We start from the raw sequence: 18,548 nt of genomic DNA, 5'->3' as shown, positions 1-18,548 counted from the left end.
GCCGCCTATCAAGCGCCGAATTTTTCCACACCCTGTGGGTAGCGGGTATCAGTCCCGCGTGACGAGGAAGACCGCGTGTTCGGCAGTGAGATTCGCAAACCGCTGGCGCGAGGGCTGGCCGCCGGTGAAGTACCACGAGCGTTCGGCGCGGATGCCGCGTTCGGCCAGCAATGCGCGGAAATCGGCGATCGTCAGGTGGTGGATATTGGGCGTTTCGTACCACGCCACCGGGATCAGCTTCGTCACCGGCATCTGCCCGCCGAACATCAGCGAAGCACGCACGCGCCAGTGGGCGAAGTTGGGAAACGACACGAACCCGCGCGGCGCGATGCGCAGCAGGTTTTCAAGGATCAGGTCGGGCCGCCGCGTCGTCTGCAACGTCTGCGACAGGACCGCATAGTCGACCGACCTGTCGGGATAGAATGCAAGGTCGGTATCGGCATCGCCCTGCATCACCGAAAGCCCACGCCCGACGCAGGCGGCGACGTTGGTGGGATCGATCTCCAGCCCGCGCGCGTCGCATCCCTTGGCGGTCAGCGCGGCCATCAGCTCGCCATCGCCGCACCCGATGTCGAGCACGCGTGCGCCGGGTTCGACGTGTTCCGCGATGACGGCAAGGTCGGGGCGTAGCTGGCCGGGCGTAACGGGGCTCATCGGATGAAGCCTTTCACCACGCGGTCGAGATCGTCGTTGTCGAGCAGGAAGGAATCGTGCCCGAACGGGGCCGACAGTTCCATGAAGCTGACCGGATGACCCGCCGCGTTCAGCGCGTGCGCGATCGTGCGCGATTCGCTGGTGGGGTAGAGCCAGTCGGTATCGAAGCTGACGAGGCAGAAGCGCGCCTTCGTGCCGCGGAAGGCATCGGCCAGCTTCCCGCCGTGTTCCTCGGCCAAGTCGAAATAGTCCATGGCGCGAGTGATGTAGAGGTACGAGTTCGCGTCGAACCGGTCGGTGAACGACAGGCCCTGATAGCGCAGGTACGATTCGACCTGGAAATCGGCGTCGAAGCCGAAAGTCTTGGCATCACGGTCCTGCAAACGCCGCCCGAACTTTTCGGTCAGGCCCTGTTCCGACAGGTAGGTGATATGCGCAGCCATGCGTGCCACGGCGAGCCCGGATTCGGGGCCTCCCTTGCGCGGGTCTTCGCCGCCTTCGCCGTAATAATCGCCGCCATTCCACTTGGGATCGGCCATGATCGCCTGACGCCCGACTTCGTGAAACGCGATGTTCTGGGCCGAGTGGCGAGAGGTGCTGGCAATGATCAGCGCGGCATCGATCCGGTCACCGAAATTCGCCGCCCAGCTTAGCGCCTGCATCCCGCCCATCGAGCCGCCGACAACGGCGTGGAGCCTTCCAATGCCCAGCGCATCGACCAGCGCGACTTGCGCGCGGACCATGTCGCGGATCGTGATGACGGGGAAGCTCATGCCATAAGGCGCGCCGCTTTCGGCCATGCTGGCAGGGCCGGACGAGCCCATGCACGATCCGATCACGTTCGAGCAGATGACGAAGAATCGATCGGTGTCGATCGGCTTGCCGGGGCCGACCATGCGAATCCACCAGCCCGGCTTGCCCGTGATCGGGTGCGGGGAGGCGACGTGCTGATCGCCTGTCAGCGCATGGCAGATCATGATCGCATTCGACTTGTCGGCGTTCAGGGTGCCGTATGTTTCATAGGCGATTTCGACGCCCGCCAGGCTGCGCCCGCTATCCAGAGGGAGCGGCTGGGCCAGCTTCAGAACGGGGCCGGCAGGGGTATTTTCGGGCGTCGGTGCCATGGGGCGCCGGGATTGGGACCAAGCGGCATCGGAGTCAACGATTGTAAGCGCTGTGAAGATCATCGGGATGGTTGCAAAAGTTACATTTGATATTGGCCGCTCTGGGGTTAGAGCGCCGTTGCATGACAGGTCGCCGCACTGCCCCGAGCCCGAAGCCCTGGATCGAGGGTATTCACGCCTATGTTCCCGGCAAGTCCGCGGGCGCCGATGGCCGCCCGCTGGTGAAGCTGTCGGCGAACGAGAATCCGCTGGGTTCCAGCACGCTGGCCATCGCCGCGCGGCGCGAGGCGAGCCGCCCGTCGGTCTATCCCGATCCCGACAGCCGCGAACTGCGCGAGGCGCTGGGCGAACTGCACGGCATCGATCCGGCGCGCATCGTCTGCGGTACGGGAAGCGACGAACTGCTGAACCTTGCCGCCCAAGGCTACGCCGGGCCGGGCGATGAAGTGATCTACGTCCGTTACGGCTTTGCGGTCTATGACATCGCCGCGCGCCGCTGCGGGGCCATGCCGGTGGTCGCGCCCGACAAGGATTACGGCACCGACGTCGATGCGCTGTTGGGCTGCGTGACCGACAAGACGCGCGTCGTCTTCGTCGCCAACCCCAACAACCCGACCGGCAGCTACATCCCGGCGTCCGAACTGGCGCGCCTGCATGCGGGGCTGCCCGATGGCGTCCTTCTGGTCGTCGATCAGGCCTATGGCGAATATCTGGGCGCGGACGAAGACGATGGCGGCATGGCCTTGGCCGCCGCGCACGACAATGTCTTTGTCACGCGTACCTTTTCCAAGATTTACGGCCTTGCCGGTGACCGGATTGGCTGGGGCACGGGTTCGCCCGCGATCATCGACGTCATGAACCGCATCCGCGGCCCCTTCAACGTCGGGCTGACGGGACAGGCTGCCGCAGTTGCCGCCGTGCGCGATCAGGATTTCGTGCGCGCCAGCCGCGAACACAACCTTGCCGAACGCACCCGTTTCGAAAACGCGATCCGTCTGCTCGGCAATCAGGGCATTCGTGCGGTGCCCAGCAAGGCAAACTTCGTGCTCGTCCTGTTCGAAGGCCCGCTTTCGGCAGAGCGCGCATTGAACGCCATTGGCGAGGCGGGCTATGCCGTGCGGCATCTGCCGGGGCAGGGGCTGCCCGATGCGCTGCGCATCACCATCGGCACGGCATCGCAGATGGACGACATCGTCACCGTCATCGCGCGCGAGGCGGAGGCTGCATCTTGAGCGAGAACGAAGCCCCGTTCGCAAACGTCGCGATCATCGGCCTTGGCCTGATCGGCGGTTCGGTCGGCCTTGCGGTGCATGAAGCGATGCCGGACGTGCGCACTTACGGCTGGGACGCCGACGCACACGTCCGCGAAGTTGCGGCGGAGCGGAACCTCGCCCACGCGATCCCCGCCAATATCGACGATGCGGTGGCCGATGCCGACCTCGTCGTCCTGTGCGTCCCTGTCCGCGCGATGGAAAGCGTCGCCGCGCAGCTGAAGGGCAAGATAAAGCCGACCTGCGTCATCAGCGACGTCGGGTCGTGCAAGAAGTCGGTCGCCGACGCCATCGCGCGCCAGCTTCCCGGCCAGCCCATCGTGCCCGCGCACCCCGTGGCAGGGACCGAGCATTCGGGGCCGGAGGCAGGCTTTGCCTCGCTGTTCCACAACCGCTGGTGCATCGTCACGCCGGGCGAGGGCGTCGACCCCGCTGATGTCGAGAACGTGATCGCCTTCTGGCGCGCAATGGGTGCGACGGTGGAAACGATGGCGCCCGATCACCATGATCTGGTGCTCGCGGTGACCAGCCACGTGCCGCACCTTATCGCCTATACCATCGTCGGCACCGCCTCCGACCTCGAGGAAGTGACCCGCAGCGAAGTCATCAAGTATTCGGCCGGCGGTTTCCGCGACTTCACCCGCATTGCCGCGTCCGATCCGACGATGTGGCGCGACGTGTTCCTGTCGAACAAGGACGCAGTGCTCGAAATCCTGCAGCGGTTTTCAGAGGACCTGACCGCGCTGCAGCGCGCGATCCGCTGGGGCGACGGGGATGCGCTGTTCGATCATTTCAGCAAGACCCGCGAAGTGCGCCGCTCGATCATCGAGGAAGGGCAGGACGACGCCCGTCCCGACTTCGGCCGTCATGATCATGGCGATGCCCCGGGCGCGGAAACGCCCGAGGACGGCTCGGACTGATTATTCCGGCGGGTTGAGCGCGTTGATCGCCTCGAACACGCGCGTCTCGACCTCTTTGCGCGAAAGGCCCGGCGGGATCGTTTCGCCGATCCGGTAAGTGATCGTGCCGCGCCGCTTGGGGCTGCACTGGTAGAGACGTCCGCTGTTCACCGCGACCGGCACGATGGGCAGGCCCAGCAGCTTGTAGATGCCGTAAAGCCCGCTCTGGATCTTGCCGCGTTCGCCGTGCGCAACGCGCGTGCCTTCGGGGAAGAGCAGGAAGTCGCGGCCTTCCTTCTTCAGTCCCGCCGCCTGCTTGCCCATCGAACGCAGCGCCTTGGCCCCGGCTTCGCGGTCAACCCCGATGACGCCGTAATGCCGCGCGGCCTGACCCCATAGCGGGATCGAAAGAAGCTGGATCTTGCCGAACGGCACGATTGCACCGCCCGACAGGTGCGGGCTGTCGATGGCCTCGAAAAAGCTCTCGTGCTTCACGGCATAGAGCTTCTGGCCAGCAGGTATCTCGCCTTCGACCACGACCTTGATGCCAAGGATGCCGGTGACGCACCAGCGGTGCCACGTCGACCACCACTGCGGCGGATACTTGACCCCGCCCGGAAAGATCAGCGCCGGAAAACACAGCAGCACGAGGAAGAGCGAGCCGACGTAAAAGAAGACATTGAAAAGGAGCGTGCGCAGCCAGGCCATCGTCGCGCCCTTACAGGTTCAGCCAGCGGGCGACGTGGCCCAGCAGGAACTTGTGATATTCAAGGAATAGCATCGCGAAGGAAGGCTCGCTCGTCACCGCGTCGCGCAGGATTTCGATATCGGGGTCGATCGAGGTTTCCAGCTCGAACGCGGCGCGGCGCATGTGCCAGTCGCTGGTGACGAGGCGGATGGTCTTCATCTTGTTGTCGATCGCCCACTGCGCCGTTTCCGCAGCATTGGTGCGCGTGTCGACCGCGTCGTAGCCCAGCGTGATGCAGCATTCCATGAGAGCGGCGGGAATGTCGTATTCGGCCGCCAGTTCTTCAGGCTTCACCTCGCGGTCGACGCCCGATACCAGCATCTTGCGCGACCAGCCTTCGCCAACCGCCTCAATCCCCCGCTCGATCCGGCCACCCGCGCCGGTCAGCACGACGACCCCGTCGGTCTTCGTGTCGTCGGCAGGCTGCGGCAGCAGCACGGCGAACCATGCGAAACCAAGCAGCCAGGCCAGCAGGAGAAAGGCGAATATCCGTCGGAACATCTGTAGCGTCTTGTTAGGCGCAGCAATCGCGCGCCGCAACGACCCTCACGGCATTCTGCGCAATGTTGCGAGCACGGTGACGCGCGCGGTGAACGCCGCCAGCGCCACGCCCGCCACGGGGATGAGGACAAGCGCGATCCAGTCGTACCAGTGCAGCCCCGCCGCCGTGTTGCCCGGACCAAGATCGGCGAACCGGCGGCCCAGCGCGATGATCGTCGCCTGTGCCACGGCAAACCCCGCCGCGCCGCCTGCCGCCGCGCTCAATCCCGCCGCCTTCTGGAACATCTGCGCCACTTGCCGGTCATGCGCGCCCAGCAGGTGCATGATCTCGATCGTGTCGTGATTGGCGGCCAATGCGCTGCGGCTGGCCAACAGGACCGAGGCCGCCGTTGCCGTCACCAGCAGGCCGACCAGTGCAACCGCCAGCCACTGCAGCGCTGAGATCGCGTCTTCCAACGGGGCGAGCCAGTCCATGTCCGCGCTGACCGTCGCATCGGGCGCGGTTTCGGCCAGCGCCTCGCGAATGCTCTCGATCCCCGAATCTTGCGCATCGGCGGCAAGGCGCAGTTCGATCAGTTCGGGCAGGACCAGAAGGCTGTCCTCTCCCGGCTCGCCATCCTCCATCGCCGCATCGCCCAGCCACGGGCGCAGCAGCGCCTCGCGTTCTGCATCAGGCAAACGGCGCACATCGGTAACGCCCGGCATTTTGCGCAGGGCATCGATCGCCGCGCTCGCCTGCTTGCGCGCTTCTGCCTGCGCGGGGCCGGCAATCTGCACGGTAACGCCGCCGGCAAGATCGGCCTCTGCCGTGCGCGCGATGGAGCCCAGCGCCAGCCCGCCCGCCGCCGCAACGACGGTCAGCGCGGTCATGATCGCGATCACCCAAGGCACGGGGCCAGCGACCGCCTTCTGGCTCAGCAGCGGGGCGCTGGCCGGTTCGGGGAACCAGCGGGAACGCAGCGCACTCGCCCCGCGCTTGACCGCGATCCAAGCCCTTTCGCGCCGGGTCAGGATCATCGCAGACCCTTTCCGTCGGGCGGATTGCGCAGCACGCCGGTCGGATCGTCGAGGCGGCCCTTTTCCAGCCGCATAACTGCCGCATCGCCCTGCCGGTGCATCAAGGTAGTATCGTGCGTGGCCAGGACGACGGTGGTGCCCATCTTGTTCATCGCCTTGAACAAGTGAAGCAGGCGCAGCGCCATCTGCGGATCGACGTTGCCGGTCGGTTCGTCCGCGACCAGAAGGTCGGGCCGCGTGATGACCGCGCGGGCAATGGCTACGCGCTGCTGTTCACCACCCGAAAGCGTTGAGGGGCGCTGGTTCGTCGCGCGGCTCAGCCCGACCCATTCGATCATGTCGGTGACGGGGCCGACCAGTTCTTCCTCCGCCGTTCCCGCCAGCCGCAAGGGCAGCGCCACGTTGTCGAAGACGGTCAGGTGCGGGACCAGCCGGAAATTCTGGAACACCACCCCGATGCGGCGGCGCAGTTCGGTGCGCTTTTCGCGGCTCAGCACGCTGGCATCGTCGCCGAACATCGAAATCGCCCCGCGCGACGGGCTCTGCGCCAGGTAAAGCAGTTTCAGCAGCGTCGTCTTGCCCGCGCCCGACGGGCCGGTCAGGAAATAAAAGCGCCCCGGGTGCAGCTTGAACGTGATGTCGGACAGCACCTCGCGCCCCGCGCCATAACGCAGGCCCACGTTCTCAAACCGCACGATCGGGCCGGTCGGATTGCCGAAACCGGGGGCGGCAAGGTCAAGGGGAGAAGGGTCGAGGCTCACAAGTCCAGCGCATCACCTGCCGGGAAAACCGGCGCGAATAGGGGCCGAACCGCTTCTAGCGCCCGCCAAGGCGTTATTTCCAGCCCTATTGATGTGGATAAACAGCCTTTGATCGAGGTGCAGGGGCGCAACCCTATTGCCCCCGATTCGCCGCCGTTGTTTAGTCTTGCCCATGCAAATAGCCTGCCCTGCCTGCCAGACGCGCTATTCTCTTCCGGACGGAGCGATCGGACCGGAGGGGCGCACGGTTCGCTGTGCCAAGTGTCGTCATAGCTGGTTCGAAGCGGGGCCGGGCGGAGAGGAAGCGCCTGCCGCTCCCGAGCCTGCGCAACCCGAAACGCCGCCCGTACCGCCCGCGCCTACGACCGGCGGCTGGGACGATGCGCCCGAACAGCCCGCTTCGCCGCCAGCGTCGCCCGGATACGATGCGCCTCCCGCGCCGCCCGTGCCGCCAGCGCCCAGCTTCGATGGCGGGACGAATTATGGCGGCGGAGCCAGCCACGGACCTGCGCCAGAGCCGACGTTCGAGCAGCCCGATATGCCGCCGCAGCCGATGCCGGGCACGCCCGAGCCTTATGCCGAAGGCGCTGGCGATGCAGAGGCCTGGCCCGAGGTTCCCGAATTCGATGGCCCGGCCGACACGCCGACACCCGCTGCGGTAGAGCATGTGCCATCGCCGCCCGCACCCGAAATGCCCGCCGCGGCCTATGAAGAGGGTGAGTGGGACGAGTACGAAGAGCCTGCTCCGCGCAAGTCGAAGCTGCGGCTCATCATCGTAATCCTGCTGGTGCTGGCTGCTGTCGCCGCTGCCGCCTTCTTCGCCGTCCGGCACTACGGCGCGCCAGCGTGGCTGCCGGTGGGGCAAGTTGCATTCGCGCCGGCATCGGAAGACCTGCAGCTCGAATTCCCGGTCGAGGAACAGGATCGCCGCAAGCTCGACAACGGCCTTCAGTACTTTGCCGCCAGCGGCACGGTAACGAACACGGGCCGCCAGACGCAGTACGTGCCCGACGTCCAGGTCGTGTTGCGCGACGCGCAGGAACGCGTCGTCTATTCGTGGGAGCTTGAACCGCCCAAGCGTAAGCTTGCGCCCGGCGAAACGCTGACGATCAACGAAGCCGTGACCGACGTTCCCGCCTCTGCCCGCGTGGTCGAGATCGGCTGGAAGGCCGGCTGATCCGAACCTTTTTACAGGTTCGCGAAATTTCCTTTCATAGCCTGTTGCACGGGGTCTCAACCGTTGCTAATGGCACGCGCCTACCCGGCGGCGGTATCCGATTCCGATCGGTCCGCCGCTTGCTACAGGTGCGGTCGTGGCGGAATTGGTAGACGCGCAACGTTGAGGTCGTTGTGGACGAAAGTCCGTGGAAGTTCGAGTCTTCTCGACCGCACCAGAAGTAGCCCGATTCATGCATCGCCGGGCATCGTGATCATCCGCCGCGCGGATGGCCTGATGTGGTGATCGTGAAAGGGTTACACCGGGCCGAACAGGCGATTTTTCGTTTGTCCGATTTCCGGTTATTGACAAGACAAGGCAACGCTCGCTATCGGCGCTGCCCTACCCGCACGATGCAACATGGCATCGCGCATGTGTGCCCAGATGGCGGAATTGGTAGACGCACCGTCTTCAGGTGGCGGCGCTGGCAACGGCGTGGAGGTTCGAGTCCTCTTCTGGGCACCATTTGTTCTCATCAGAACGTTCCAAAACATTGCAGAAATGGCGGAATTCTGCCATTCTTGACCTCTAGCGCAGAAAGCGAGGTCTTGTTTTGTTCCGCTTTGTTCCAACGTCTGTGGGGGCCTCGGCTGGGGGCTCCAGCTCAAAAAGCCCCAACTTGCACAAAAGTGAGGCCCCCAAATGAGCCTCAATGTGCAGGAAATCAAAGGCTTCCGGGCTGCCGACAAGTCTTACAAGAAATACGACTCGCGGGGGTTGCTGCTTCTGGTGAAGCCGAATGGCTCCAAGCTCTGGTATTTCAAGTACCGCTTTGGCGGGAAGGAAAAGAAGCTGCCAATCGGCGCGTTCCCAGAAGTCAGCTTGTCGCAAGCGCGCCAGCTTCGCGACCGGGCGCGGCTCAAGGTTTCGGATGGCATTGATCCGATGCTGGAGCGGAAGCGCAAGAAGGCCAGGATCAGGCTCGGCGCTGAGAACACCTTCGAGGTCATCGCCAACAAGTATATCGACGAGAAGATGGTGCCCGAAGGCAGGGCGGAAGCCACGCTGCGCAAGGCGCGCTGGTTCCTCGACCTGCTCAAGCCAGCAATCGGCAATATGCCAATCAACGACGTCGATCCGCAGTTGATGCTTGCTGCGCTCAAGAAGCTCGAAGCCAAAGGCAATCTCGAAACCGCGAAGAAATGCCGATCCTTCGCAAGCCGAGTGTTTCGATATGGGGCTGCGCTTGGGCAGTGCCAAACCGATCCAACATCGATCCTCCAAGGCGCACTGGTTACGCCCAAAGCACGGCACTACGCGGCGATCCTCGAACCAGAGAAGTTGGGCGGGCTGCTCCGTGCTATCGATGATTTCGAATGCTATCCCGCGACCAAATTCGCCCTCAAGATTGCACCACATGTCTTTGTGCGGCCAGGTGAGCTTCGCCATGGCGAGTGGCACGAGATCGATTGGGACAAGGCCACCTGGACAATACCGGAAGGCAAGATGAAGGCGCGGCGGGCCCATGTGGTGCCGCTATCATGCCAGGTGTTGGAGCTGTTTCGAGAGCTAAAATCGATTACTGGCAGCAAGGGCTACATCTTCCCGGCGTTCCATACGCGTCAACGTCCCATGAGCGAGAATACTATCAACGCGGCATTCCGGCGTATGGGCTTCACCAAGGACGAAGTGACCGCCCATGGGCTGCGCTCAACTGCCTCGACCTTGCTCAACGAGAGCGGGCTCTGGCACCCCGATGCAATCGAGCGCGCGCTCGCACATGGAGACAGCAACGCCATTCGGGGCGTCTACAATCGCGGCAACTACTGGGATGAGCGGGTGAAGATGGCTCAGTGGTGGAGCGACTATCTTGATGAGCTTCGACAACGTGAAGCGAGCCGCTGTACGTAAAGTGATATGGGGAGCTTTGAGCCCTTACTTTGTTGTCCGAGTAATCCGCTAGAGCACCTAAAAGCGACCGCTCCCCAAGACAATTCGCTGCGCTGTGATGCCCGACACCGCGCTCGACCGATGCTGAGCAAAAGGTTTCTATGGCCCCGACCAAGATAGAAAATCGGCTTGGCATCCCTGAGGATCAAGCAAGGCTCCTCAATCATCCGCCCAACATTGGAATCCGGGAGTGGATCGCACCTGTGATGACCAAGAATACGACAAAGGGGGCAACGCTCATAGCACAGGCGATAATTGCCAGTTTCACGCGCCGGTACTTTTCGCAAACGATGCAGGAGTTACGCCAGATCTGACCTAGGAGGTCGTTCCGCAGCGTAGCCTCGCTGCACTCGTGGAATTCCGCGATATAGTTCGCTTCCGTTCGTTTTTGTATTTCCTTGAAAAAGATAAGGCTCTTTTCCCCTCCATTGTCGTCGGGAAAATTGGCGCGGAACAGGTGATAGTAGGACACGAGCAAGCCGACGAGAAGAAGCGACCCAGGAATCGTGACATACCAGAGTTGCAGGTCGCCAGCAGAAACGTTCAATGCCGCGATTATGAGGATGAGCGTGTTCACGCCGAACAGGGCGTTGATCCTCGCTTCCACACGCGGAAAGAATCCAAGAACTCGATCTAGCTGACGCTGAATGATATCGAGGTCCTTCATTAGTTCTCCTCTCTTTTGCCTTCAGGCCTGTCTTCGTACGCAGCAAGCGGGCACCGGCGCATCGTTCGGCAGCATTTCTCGCCGCTGGCGAAAACGGCCTTCCAATACTTGTCGAGAGCTTTACGACGTTGGTGCTCAGCGTAGGCGAGAGCGACGAGTAACTGCCATCTATCGCAGTCGGTTCGGAGAGTCGTGACTTGGCGCCCCCTAGCACGTCTTTTGCAGCCTAGGGGACACAGCGCACGACCGTTTATGGGGCGGCCCTTCTTGTCGAAAAGGTGCAGCTTGGGATCGGTCAGCCAACTCGGCTCACCGAGGCGCGCCGAAGCATACTCTTCCTCCAGACCTGCTTCGGCAGCAAGCGAGATGGCACGCTCATGATGTTCGCCCGCGTCTCCATGATCTAGGGCCTGGTTTATGGGCCAAACTCGCGTGAGTTCAGCGACCCCTTGGCATCTAAGAAATTGGTTGAGCTGCACCCACCACTGTCGAGCCTTCTCCGCCGTCTGCACTTTGAGATAGCGCAGACCCAAGCAGAACGTTTGGTCGCCTTGAATGTGTCGCTCGGGGCATCGGCATGGCAGGTCAGTGCCGGGCACTTCCTCCCGCACCCGTGGAACCTCCCTCCCGAATATATGCAGGTGCAGACCATCGACTGCCCACGGCGTCTTGGGCAGTCGCGCGTGACCAACGAGGTTCTCTCTATTCGACTTTTCTACTGAAAACCAGGCTGGCGCTGTTTCAGCCAGGTAGAAGATGGCTGATTTCACCTGCGATCATGAGCCCGCATCGGCGGGGATGCCTCAGGCTCATGCGCGCGCATTGGCTCGGCGTCCGCTCCTGTGTTGATGTAGGGCGAAGACATGGTCCCCAGAATTACCTCAGCAGTGTCTGCATTTAGATTCTGGAAGATCCGCTCGTCGCCGAAGGCTTCGCGAACGCTTGCGGGCGAATTACGATATGCATTCTCGCCGAGCGCTGTCTCCATCCCGTTGCAACGCCGCTGTTCCGCTTCGGAAACGCAGGTCGCCCGGCTGGCGGCTGCGCGAACACTAGCATCGCCGCGCAGACCGAGCCGACAGATCGGCGTTGTGCCGTAATCGATACCGATGGCAAGGCCCAGATCTTCAATTCCAGGCAGCATTTCGCGACACAGTTCGAAGGAGGAGCGAAGCCCTGCTGCAGCGTCCACCGACTTCTTCATTGTATCCATTGCGTGGGTTTCGGTCTTGCTTCCTTCCGCAAGCAGACCATGGACGCAGTCCCCGATATAGCGCACCTTTCGTCCGGCGAAGTCGTCGCGCAAGACCGCGCCCATCTCGGCGCGGATCACATGTAGATTGGCCACAGCCTCGGCGATCCCGCCCGTCGCGATGGCATTGTCGATATAAGCCGTGAAGTTGTCCACGTCCGCGAAGATCGATGCCAGTTCCATCCGGATTGAGTTGCTCGGCGGATGGTCCGCGTAGACCAGGTCCTTGAGCGGCGGTTCCTTGTGATGGAATCGGAATACCGCCTCGCCATTGTCTGACTTGCTGCGCGCGTCGAGGCTTTCGAGGACCGCAGCATATGCTTTTTCGAGCCTGTCGTTTGCACTCTGCCGAACGCCTGCTGTCGTTATTTCATCGCCAAGATAGCGACGCTCGATCTCTTCGTTGAGGAAAACGCTCTTGGCGAGCGGTTCGGCCGCTTGCCCAATAGCCGAGGCCGCCTTCGGGCTGAGGTTCAGGCCTTCTTCAGTCCCATCAGCGAGTTTGGCAGCGTGATTGGCAGGGCTTCCTATAAAGAGCGGCTCACGCTCGCCACGCCGACCCGAATCAATGGCGACAGCAGGACCGCTGTCGATGCCGATGCAGACACCGGTCTTGAAGTTCGGATGCTTGTCGCCGAGCCTCTCAACCATTTCCCTAAACGCAGCGGAAAAGGCGACGGCGACGCGAACACGTTCGCCCTCGTTCTCTGCGCCTTCGGGGGAAAGAACCACGGCGTGCAGCCTCGAGCCGTGGAAATCCACGCGCTGCATCTCGAATTCGTCGATGAGTTCGTCACAGCCTTGGTAATGCGCATGGAGAAATTCCAGCGCCCGCTTATGGCTTGCTTCGGTTTCGCGTCCCGCCTCTGTCAATACACCGTTGAAGTCGATGAGATTAGCGTAGACGTGAACGGCGTCCGTGGTGATTGCCCTATTGCGTGGGATATCGACCAGGGCCGCACGGATGGAGGCGTCGGCGGCCATCCCCTTCTGCACCCGAGCCTCGGTGAGGAAGGTGCGAAAATCTTCGACCTTGATGTCGCCTTCCGGCACGCTGTCCATGAAATCCCGGATCCTTTTCCGGGCACGATCCTCATTCCACGCCATTGTATGCAGCCTCCCAGATTATCGCGAATCACCGAATGGCTGCGACCTGTTGACGGCTGGAACGTTAGCGGAACATCTAAATTTTATCCAGCCTAACCAGCTCTTCAGTGCACATGTTGGGGGTTACCAACAGGCAGACCAAGTCTCAGCCGTTGAACGGCCCCCATTCCTTAATGTGGTCGCGAAGGGTGTTGCATGCTGGCGCCATAAGTGCCGCGGCATCCTTGCCGGCCTCGAAGGAGTAAGGGATAGTTGTTACGCCAGTAAGATCACTGGGCAACTTTACCTTTTCCTCGCGCGGTTCCATCAAAATTGCTCGTTTGCGGCCAAGGCGGCCCATGAAAAGCCCGAGCTCGAAGATCACATTGTCCCGAGGCGCAGGCCATTCCTGATCCCGGAACAGAGTGACGTCGTCACTATGCGCGATCGCTATGGCGAAATCGGAATCGTCGACTTCGGTCTCCAGTGATTCTAAAGCGTAGCTGGCGACCTTGAAAACATCGTTCGTCCATAGCCGCACCACGAAATCGTCATGCTCGAACGCGTTCTCGATGATGCGCCCGACAGCCAGCGCTTCTACCGAGCAAATAATGAAGACCCGGATTTTTTCGCGGTGCTGTCCAACCAGCTTGTTGCGTTCGAGCAGGCGGCGCGCCAGTGTCCTGGCGATGACTCGATAGATGTCAGGATAGCGTGAGGCGACATCAGTGACGTCGGCGTGCGTGATCTTGGCGACCAGCCCAGTCTCAGTGGCTACGACGTCTGCTGACCGACGCTGAGATGGCTCGACGACTACCATCTCACCGACATGGTCACCTCGCCCTCGTGAAGCCACATCACGACCATTCACGACGATCCTAAAGCTGCCAGCTACAATCAGGAAGAGATCGTTGTCGTTGCCGCCTTGCGAGATGATCGCTTCGCCCTCGGGGACCTCGATGATCTCGGCTCTATCGGCGAGTTCCTCGGCAAGTTCGCGATTACCGCTCACGATCTGTTGCTGCAGCATTGCGTCAATGAGATTGCCGCGTCCTGCGTCGCCCTGAAAACGATCGATTATTCCGCTCAACTGAACTGCCTCCAATAGGTCGAGGAATAGATCTCCTCGTCGTTGTGCTGGTTCCATTTCCAGCTCTTCCAGATATTCTCGCCTTTGGACCCAAGCTTCTGCGAACCATCGAGGTAGTCGTAAACCCGTTTTGTGATCCAGGTCGGCTGATCTGCGCTAAGCGATGTAAGCTTGGCAGCGAGATTTGCAGCGGTGCCTATCCACACCAGGTCGTTGTCGCCACGAACACCTGTGCGTGCGGCGCGTATCTCCGATGTGTCGATGCCGATCACATGGCGGATCTTGAAGTCACCAGTCCAACGCTTTTCTTTCTCTGCTTGGACGTAGTTTTTTACCGCGTAGTTGATCTTCAGGGCACAGGAGACCGCCTCGTTTCGCTGTCTATCTCCTATGAACACCCCCATGACCCTATCACCATCGTAGGACACGATCGTCCCGCCGTGATGGCGGATCAGACGCGAGGCAGCGTAAAGGAACGTCTTGTATACCTCACCTGCAAATTCCCACTTTTTCGTCTCAACCAGATCGGTAGACTGGTCGAGGTCAGCGTAAAGCACGGTGGCGGTTTCGAAACGGACAGCGTCGTTCTTCAACTTTAAATCGTTGGCGCTTGGCACCACCTGGCCATCGCGCACGGTCCATTTCGTCCCGAAGGTCTCGGAAGAGTTCTTCTTGATGTCGTCAGCGACGCTCACGTTCGTGCCTAATTCCCAATTGTTGCGATGAAGGCGTTCAGTTGGATATTGGCATAACTTTTTCCCATTCGTCGCGGAACGTCAAACTATGGGTTGTTTGATTTCATGTTCAGACTGCCAAAACCGAACAGTCTGGGGTGATCCAATTCTGTCCGTTTGACCGAAGGCCGGGCGCTAGGCGCCCGGTTCCTTCTTCTCGTCGTCCAGCGGCGTGCGCAGGACGATCCGGCCATTGATCGGCACCACTTCTAATTGAAGCGAAAGCCCTTTGCGGTCGCGGTGGAACCATGCGGCTCCGATGCGGGTCCAGAACCCTTTGTCGCCCTTGTTGGCTACATGCCAGGCGAGGAAGTCCGGCGGATTGGTCTCCTGAGCGGGTGCGGTATTGCTGCGTGCCATGATAATTTCCTTTCGTGTCTGGTGGCTCGTTGCACCAAACAGGAAGGACGTACGGCCAAGGGCAGGATTCATGTCCAACACGGGTGAGCGGAGCGAACCGGCGCGGGCCGGGCATTGAAGGCTGGCCGCGTGCGGGCAGTGAGGGTGCTCAATACGAGGCCAAGGCAACGAAGAGTTATCAGGCCCAGGCAGGCAAACGATTCACCTGCAGTTCCCCACGGAAAAACGTGGCGAAGTCGAGCACGTTGTCATGGCGAACATATTCGGTGTCCCTCGACTTCTTGAGGGTTTCCGGCACGACAAGGTTGATGCCCATCGATGCCATATCCTCGATCGCATTGGCTGCGATCGATTCATCGACCGTGGCGAGAAAGAGATCGCTGCCGCCCATTTCACGCTGGACCTGTTTCCAGCGCTCGCGAAGGGTGGTCTTCGCACTTAGAATAAGCCCGCGCTGCGCACCTTCGTACGGCTTCTTGAGATGGGCAAGCGATGGAAGCACAAAATCAGGTCGCTTTTTCGCGTCCATAACGACCTGCTTGGCGAAAGGAATGTTGCCCGCTTCAAGCATGGCCTCGATGTGGTGCTCGAACGAGTATCCGGCGCGTGACTTGCGTTGCTGGCTGGCCGACAGCATCAAGCGGTCGACCGCGCCTGTGGCGTCGACCAGACGCCGCACGACGCCTTTCATGTCGGGCTTGATCGGCTCATCACCGAGCACAATACGAACCAGCTCAACTCCGCGCTCCCGGCGCTGGAATTCTCGGAAGAGGTCCCACTCGATCTTGCGGCTGATCTCCCGGACCGCGTCGCCAGGAAACTCCAGCTCGAAAGGATTGAGCGAAGGTAGTTTGTAGCGATCAAGAAAGTTCGCCCGCGCCAAGAGGGCGAGTTCGGCGGTCGCAGGCATTGTGGCCCTATTGTCCGCAAAACCGGCGATCTCGCCTGCGAGCCATGCCAGCGCCACTTCTTCTGCGAAGTCCAGTATCTCGTCACGTTCGCGCGCGACCACAGCTGCCGGATCGAGGATCCCTACCGTGAAAGCGGCATCGATACCCAGTGTGTCGAGAAGGACGGTCGCGTCGTCAGAGGCGGAATCGACCGTCAGGCAAATGTAGCGCTGCTCTCCGCGCTCGTCTGCCCTGGACATCACAAGCCAGGAAGCGGGGGACAATTCAGCGAATGCCTCCTTGGGTACCCGCGTCATGTGGGTCTCAGGACCCTTGCTGGTGTAATGCACCAGACGGGTCTTCCTTTCGATTCCGTACTGTGGCCAATCGGTCCGGAACCACGCTTCCCTTATTTCATCGGCTTCCGGGTCGTCCCGTTCCTTGGCGACAAGAGGCGGGAAGAAGCCGCTGTCGCGCTGAGTTGGCGGGACGTAGACACCGCCCTGGTGCTTGTTGGTCAGTCGCGCCCAGTCGCGGTCGTTGTTGGACAGCTTCTTGACGAAGAGTTCGCGCGACGTGCGCAGCAGCTCTGCAAGAAGGCTGCTGCCATCTTCCGCGAAAAGGTCAAACTGTTCAGGCATCTGCGCTCCGTCCGGACGTGTTCTGTCCTTGGATCTCGATAGACGCCTGGTCCGATCGAAGCCAGTCCGCGAGCAGTCTCACGGGTTGCCCATCGGCTAAACGCGTCTTGCCCTTGAGGCTGCATTCCCAAACAGTCGCCTGACGCCAGCCAGCCTTGTTCAGTGCCGCAGAATGCTTGCGATCATTCGCGCGGTTTCGGGTGATTTTGGCCCGCCAGAAATCCTCGCGTGTCGAAGGCCATTTGAAAAGATGGCAGTCGTGCCCATGCCAGAAACAGCCGTGTACGAAGATCACTGCCTGTCGCGCCGGAAACACAAGGTCCGGCTTTCCAGGCAGCTTGCGGTCGTGAAGGCGATAGCGAAAGCCGAGTGCATGCAATCCGCGCCGGACGATAATCTCCGGCTTTGTATTCTTGCCCCTGATTCCGGCCATCATCCGGCTGCGGACAGCCGGTGAGACCACGTCAGCCATGGGCGTAGGCCGGTTCGCGAACCTGTTCGCTGACAACGTCCTTCGCAGCGGGCTCGCCCACAATATGGGGGGCCATGATCCTGGCTACAGCGCGGACTACGGGCACCACCACGGCATTGCCGAACTGGCGATAGGCTTGCGTGTCAGAAACGGGGATAATGAAGTCGCTGCCTTGCGGTTCATCGAAACCCATGAGGCGCGCGCACTCGCGCGGGGTCAGCCTGCGGGGCCGGTTGCCAGGTTGCAGAACCAGGCATTCGGACCCGTCCTTGTGATAGCGCGCCGAGAGCGTACGCGAAACATCGCCGGGACCGAAGACGGAATAGCCGAAGCCATTGCCCTTCTTCGCGTGCTTCTCCTTGTACCCCTGCAAGTAGCCCCATAGATGCGCGCTCAGCGTATACTTAGCGTCTACATCTTCTTCCAGAATGTCGCCCAGCACGGGCTCCCGGCTCTCGGGCAATGCCAGGTCATCGAAGCTGAAATCAGTCTCTTCCCGGAAACCGACAATGAACACGCGCTCGCGCTTCTGGGGAACCCAGGGCGCGGAACTGATTACCCGGTACTGGACCTTGTAGCCGAGCTCCTGTGTGAGCACATGCATGATGGTGGCGAAAGTCCGGCCCCGATCATGCCGCTCGAGATTCTTCACGTTCTCAAGCAGGAATGCTTTGGGCTGATGATGGGCGATGATCTTGGCGAGGTCGTAGAAAAGCGTCCCCTGCGTATCGCACAAGAAACCGTGAGGTCGACCAAGCGCGTTCTTCTTCGACACCCCCGCAATCGAGAATGGCTGGCAAGGGAAACCGGCAAGCAAGACGTCATGCTCGGGAACCTTCCAGGGCTCGTCGGCATAGGGCCGGATGTCGCCAGCGAACTCGTGATCGAAGGGGTTGTCAGGATAGTTGGCGGCATAGGTCTTGCGTGACCAGCGGTCCCACTCGGCGGTGAACACGCATTTTCCGCCAATCTCCTCGAACGGCTTCCGCAAACCTCCGATCCCTGCAAAGAGGTCAATGAAACGGAAAGCTGGCTTTTCGCGTTCCACAAAGTTCGCACGCGCAGCGGCCTGTGCCATACGGCGAACGAAATCCATCGCCAGCGGCGATGGATCTGTTCCGCGTGATCCAGGAGTCTCGTAGCGTCTGATCGTTCGTTCGGTCACGTGGAGCAGCTGTGCTGCCTCCTCGATCGACAATCCGGCGCATTCCCTTAGTCTGGTAAACTCGGTGCGGCGATCAAGCACGGGCATCTCCACTGGGTCTGGAAAGGACA

19 protein-coding genes and 2 tRNA genes are annotated in these 18,548 nt (G+C 61.4%); 6 read left to right on the top strand and 15 right to left on the bottom strand.

The window, feature by feature from the left end:
- Positions 1–48: 48 nt before the first annotated feature.
- Positions 49–654 carry a methionine biosynthesis protein MetW gene (gene metW / locus KIH45_RS07620; RefSeq protein ID WP_213175427.1) on the bottom strand — a complete coding sequence of 202 codons (606 nt, stop codon included), beginning with the start codon at positions 652–654 and terminating at the stop codon, positions 49–51.
- Positions 651–1,778, bottom strand: a complete 1,128-nt coding sequence (gene metX / locus KIH45_RS07615) for a homoserine O-acetyltransferase MetX (protein ID WP_213175426.1) — start codon at positions 1,776–1,778, stop codon at positions 651–653. The genes metW and metX overlap by 4 nt, the downstream gene beginning before the upstream one ends.
- Positions 1,779–1,900: 122 nt before the next feature.
- On the opposite strand from metX, the gene hisC reads away from it, so the two are divergent.
- Together hisC and KIH45_RS07605 are read left to right on the top strand one after the other, a co-directional pair.
- A complete protein-coding gene (gene hisC, locus KIH45_RS07610) occupies positions 1,901–3,010 on the top strand; it encodes a histidinol-phosphate transaminase (protein WP_213175425.1) in 1,110 nt (369 codons plus the stop codon).
- A complete protein-coding gene (locus tag KIH45_RS07605; protein ID WP_213175424.1) occupies positions 3,007–3,969 on the top strand; it encodes a prephenate/arogenate dehydrogenase family protein in 963 nt (320 codons plus the stop codon). Before hisC ends, KIH45_RS07605 begins: the two co-directional genes overlap by 4 nt.
- Here the strand turns inward: KIH45_RS07605 and KIH45_RS07600 are convergent, their stop codons facing one another.
- From KIH45_RS07600 to ftsE, 4 genes are read right to left on the bottom strand one after another with little or no spacing between them, the layout of a single operon-like run.
- Positions 3,970–4,656, bottom strand: coding sequence for a lysophospholipid acyltransferase family protein (locus tag KIH45_RS07600; RefSeq protein WP_213175423.1), 687 nt, complete (start codon positions 4,654–4,656; stop codon positions 3,970–3,972).
- A 10-nt stretch (positions 4,657–4,666) separates the two neighbouring features.
- Complete coding sequence (locus KIH45_RS07595; protein WP_213175422.1) at positions 4,667–5,197, bottom strand: YdcF family protein; 531 nt, start codon at positions 5,195–5,197, stop codon at positions 4,667–4,669.
- A 45-nt stretch (positions 5,198–5,242) separates the two neighbouring features.
- On the bottom strand, positions 5,243–6,214 hold the full coding sequence (locus KIH45_RS07590; RefSeq protein ID WP_213175421.1) for a cell division protein FtsX: 972 nt from the start codon (positions 6,212–6,214) through the stop codon (positions 5,243–5,245).
- Positions 6,211–6,975, bottom strand: coding sequence for a cell division ATP-binding protein FtsE (gene ftsE, locus KIH45_RS07585; protein ID WP_213175420.1), 765 nt, complete (start codon positions 6,973–6,975; stop codon positions 6,211–6,213). Before ftsE ends, KIH45_RS07590 begins: the two co-directional genes overlap by 4 nt.
- Positions 6,976–7,147: 172 nt before the next feature.
- On the opposite strand from ftsE, the gene KIH45_RS07580 reads away from it, so the two are divergent.
- From KIH45_RS07580 to KIH45_RS07565, 4 genes are all read left to right on the top strand, one after another.
- Positions 7,148–8,152 (top strand): zinc-ribbon domain-containing protein, encoded by a 1,005-nt coding sequence (locus KIH45_RS07580; RefSeq protein WP_213175713.1) that lies wholly within the window; start codon positions 7,148–7,150, stop codon positions 8,150–8,152.
- A 130-nt stretch (positions 8,153–8,282) separates the two neighbouring features.
- Positions 8,283–8,369, top strand: a tRNA-Leu gene (locus tag KIH45_RS07575).
- 200 nt (positions 8,370–8,569) lie between these two features.
- Positions 8,570–8,656 (top strand) — tRNA-Leu (locus KIH45_RS07570).
- 177 nt (positions 8,657–8,833) lie between these two features.
- Positions 8,834–10,042 carry a tyrosine-type recombinase/integrase gene (locus KIH45_RS07565; RefSeq protein WP_213175419.1) on the top strand — a complete coding sequence of 403 codons (1,209 nt, stop codon included), beginning with the start codon at positions 8,834–8,836 and terminating at the stop codon, positions 10,040–10,042.
- A gap of 202 nt (positions 10,043–10,244) precedes the next feature.
- Here KIH45_RS07565 and KIH45_RS07560 read toward each other — a convergent pair whose 3' ends face one another.
- From KIH45_RS07560 to dcm, 9 genes are all read right to left on the bottom strand, one after another.
- Positions 10,245–10,748 (bottom strand): Pycsar system effector family protein, encoded by a 504-nt coding sequence (locus tag KIH45_RS07560; protein ID WP_213175418.1) that lies wholly within the window; start codon positions 10,746–10,748, stop codon positions 10,245–10,247.
- Entirely contained in the window at positions 10,748–11,518 is a 771-nt protein-coding gene (locus KIH45_RS19510; RefSeq protein ID WP_420481927.1) for an E2 domain-containing protein, read from the bottom strand. Before KIH45_RS19510 ends, KIH45_RS07560 begins: the two co-directional genes overlap by 1 nt.
- The gene (locus tag KIH45_RS07555; protein WP_213175417.1) at positions 11,515–13,062 is read right to left on the bottom strand and encodes a nucleotidyl cyclase domain-containing protein; all 1,548 of its coding nucleotides are present in this window, start codon (positions 13,060–13,062) and stop codon (positions 11,515–11,517) included. Before KIH45_RS07555 ends, KIH45_RS19510 begins: the two co-directional genes overlap by 4 nt.
- Before the next feature lie 190 nt (positions 13,063–13,252).
- Positions 13,253–14,176: a TIR domain-containing protein gene (locus KIH45_RS07550; protein ID WP_213175416.1), complete on the bottom strand. Its 924-nt coding sequence runs from the start codon at positions 14,174–14,176 to the stop codon at positions 13,253–13,255.
- Positions 14,173–14,871 (bottom strand): adenylate/guanylate cyclase domain-containing protein, encoded by a 699-nt coding sequence (locus KIH45_RS07545; protein WP_213175415.1) that lies wholly within the window; start codon positions 14,869–14,871, stop codon positions 14,173–14,175. Before KIH45_RS07545 ends, KIH45_RS07550 begins: the two co-directional genes overlap by 4 nt.
- Before the next feature lie 174 nt (positions 14,872–15,045).
- Positions 15,046–15,270, bottom strand: coding sequence for a hypothetical protein (locus KIH45_RS07540; protein WP_173215381.1), 225 nt, complete (start codon positions 15,268–15,270; stop codon positions 15,046–15,048).
- Between the two features lie 178 nt (positions 15,271–15,448).
- Complete coding sequence (locus tag KIH45_RS07535) at positions 15,449–16,801, bottom strand: type II restriction endonuclease (protein WP_213175414.1); 1,353 nt, start codon at positions 16,799–16,801, stop codon at positions 15,449–15,451.
- Positions 16,794–17,273: a very short patch repair endonuclease gene (locus KIH45_RS07530; RefSeq protein ID WP_213175413.1), complete on the bottom strand. Its 480-nt coding sequence runs from the start codon at positions 17,271–17,273 to the stop codon at positions 16,794–16,796. The genes KIH45_RS07535 and KIH45_RS07530 overlap by 8 nt, the downstream gene beginning before the upstream one ends.
- A complete protein-coding gene (gene dcm, locus KIH45_RS07525; RefSeq protein WP_337925419.1) occupies positions 17,266–18,519 on the bottom strand; it encodes a DNA (cytosine-5-)-methyltransferase in 1,254 nt (417 codons plus the stop codon). Before dcm ends, KIH45_RS07530 begins: the two co-directional genes overlap by 8 nt.
- Positions 18,520–18,548 lie beyond the last annotated feature (29 nt).

The sequence above is a fragment of the Croceicoccus gelatinilyticus genome (assembly GCF_018398395.1).
Lineage (GTDB): Bacteria > Pseudomonadota > Alphaproteobacteria > Sphingomonadales > Sphingomonadaceae > Croceicoccus > Croceicoccus gelatinilyticus.
The sequence above is the reverse complement of the archived record's forward strand: the minus strand, read 5'-3'. Positions and strand labels throughout refer to the sequence as shown.

Bases quoted from the DNA above. Each gene is read 5' to 3' on its own strand.
- metW (WP_213175427.1), bottom strand. From the start codon at position 654: ATGAGCCCCGTTACGCCCGGCCAGCTACGCCCCGACCTTGCCGTCATC.
- metX (WP_213175426.1), bottom strand. From the start codon at position 1,778: ATGGCACCGACGCCCGAAAATACCCCTGCCGGCCCCGTTCTGAAGCTG.
- hisC (WP_213175425.1), top strand. From the start codon at position 1,901: ATGACAGGTCGCCGCACTGCCCCGAGCCCGAAGCCCTGGATCGAGGGT.
- KIH45_RS07600 (WP_213175423.1), bottom strand. From the start codon at position 4,656: ATGGCCTGGCTGCGCACGCTCCTTTTCAATGTCTTCTTTTACGTCGGC.
- KIH45_RS07595 (WP_213175422.1), bottom strand. From the start codon at position 5,197: ATGTTCCGACGGATATTCGCCTTTCTCCTGCTGGCCTGGCTGCTTGGT.
- KIH45_RS07590 (WP_213175421.1), bottom strand. From the start codon at position 6,214: ATGATCCTGACCCGGCGCGAAAGGGCTTGGATCGCGGTCAAGCGCGGG.
- KIH45_RS07580 (WP_213175713.1), top strand. From the start codon at position 7,148: ATGCAAATAGCCTGCCCTGCCTGCCAGACGCGCTATTCTCTTCCGGAC.
- KIH45_RS07565 (WP_213175419.1), top strand. From the start codon at position 8,834: ATGAGCCTCAATGTGCAGGAAATCAAAGGCTTCCGGGCTGCCGACAAG.
- KIH45_RS07560 (WP_213175418.1), bottom strand. From the start codon at position 10,748: ATGAAGGACCTCGATATCATTCAGCGTCAGCTAGATCGAGTTCTTGGA.
- KIH45_RS07555 (WP_213175417.1), bottom strand. From the start codon at position 13,062: ATGGACAGCGTGCCGGAAGGCGACATCAAGGTCGAAGATTTTCGCACC.
- KIH45_RS07540 (WP_173215381.1), bottom strand. From the start codon at position 15,270: ATGGCACGCAGCAATACCGCACCCGCTCAGGAGACCAATCCGCCGGAC.
- KIH45_RS07535 (WP_213175414.1), bottom strand. From the start codon at position 16,801: ATGCCTGAACAGTTTGACCTTTTCGCGGAAGATGGCAGCAGCCTTCTT.
- KIH45_RS07530 (WP_213175413.1), bottom strand. From the start codon at position 17,273: ATGGCTGACGTGGTCTCACCGGCTGTCCGCAGCCGGATGATGGCCGGA.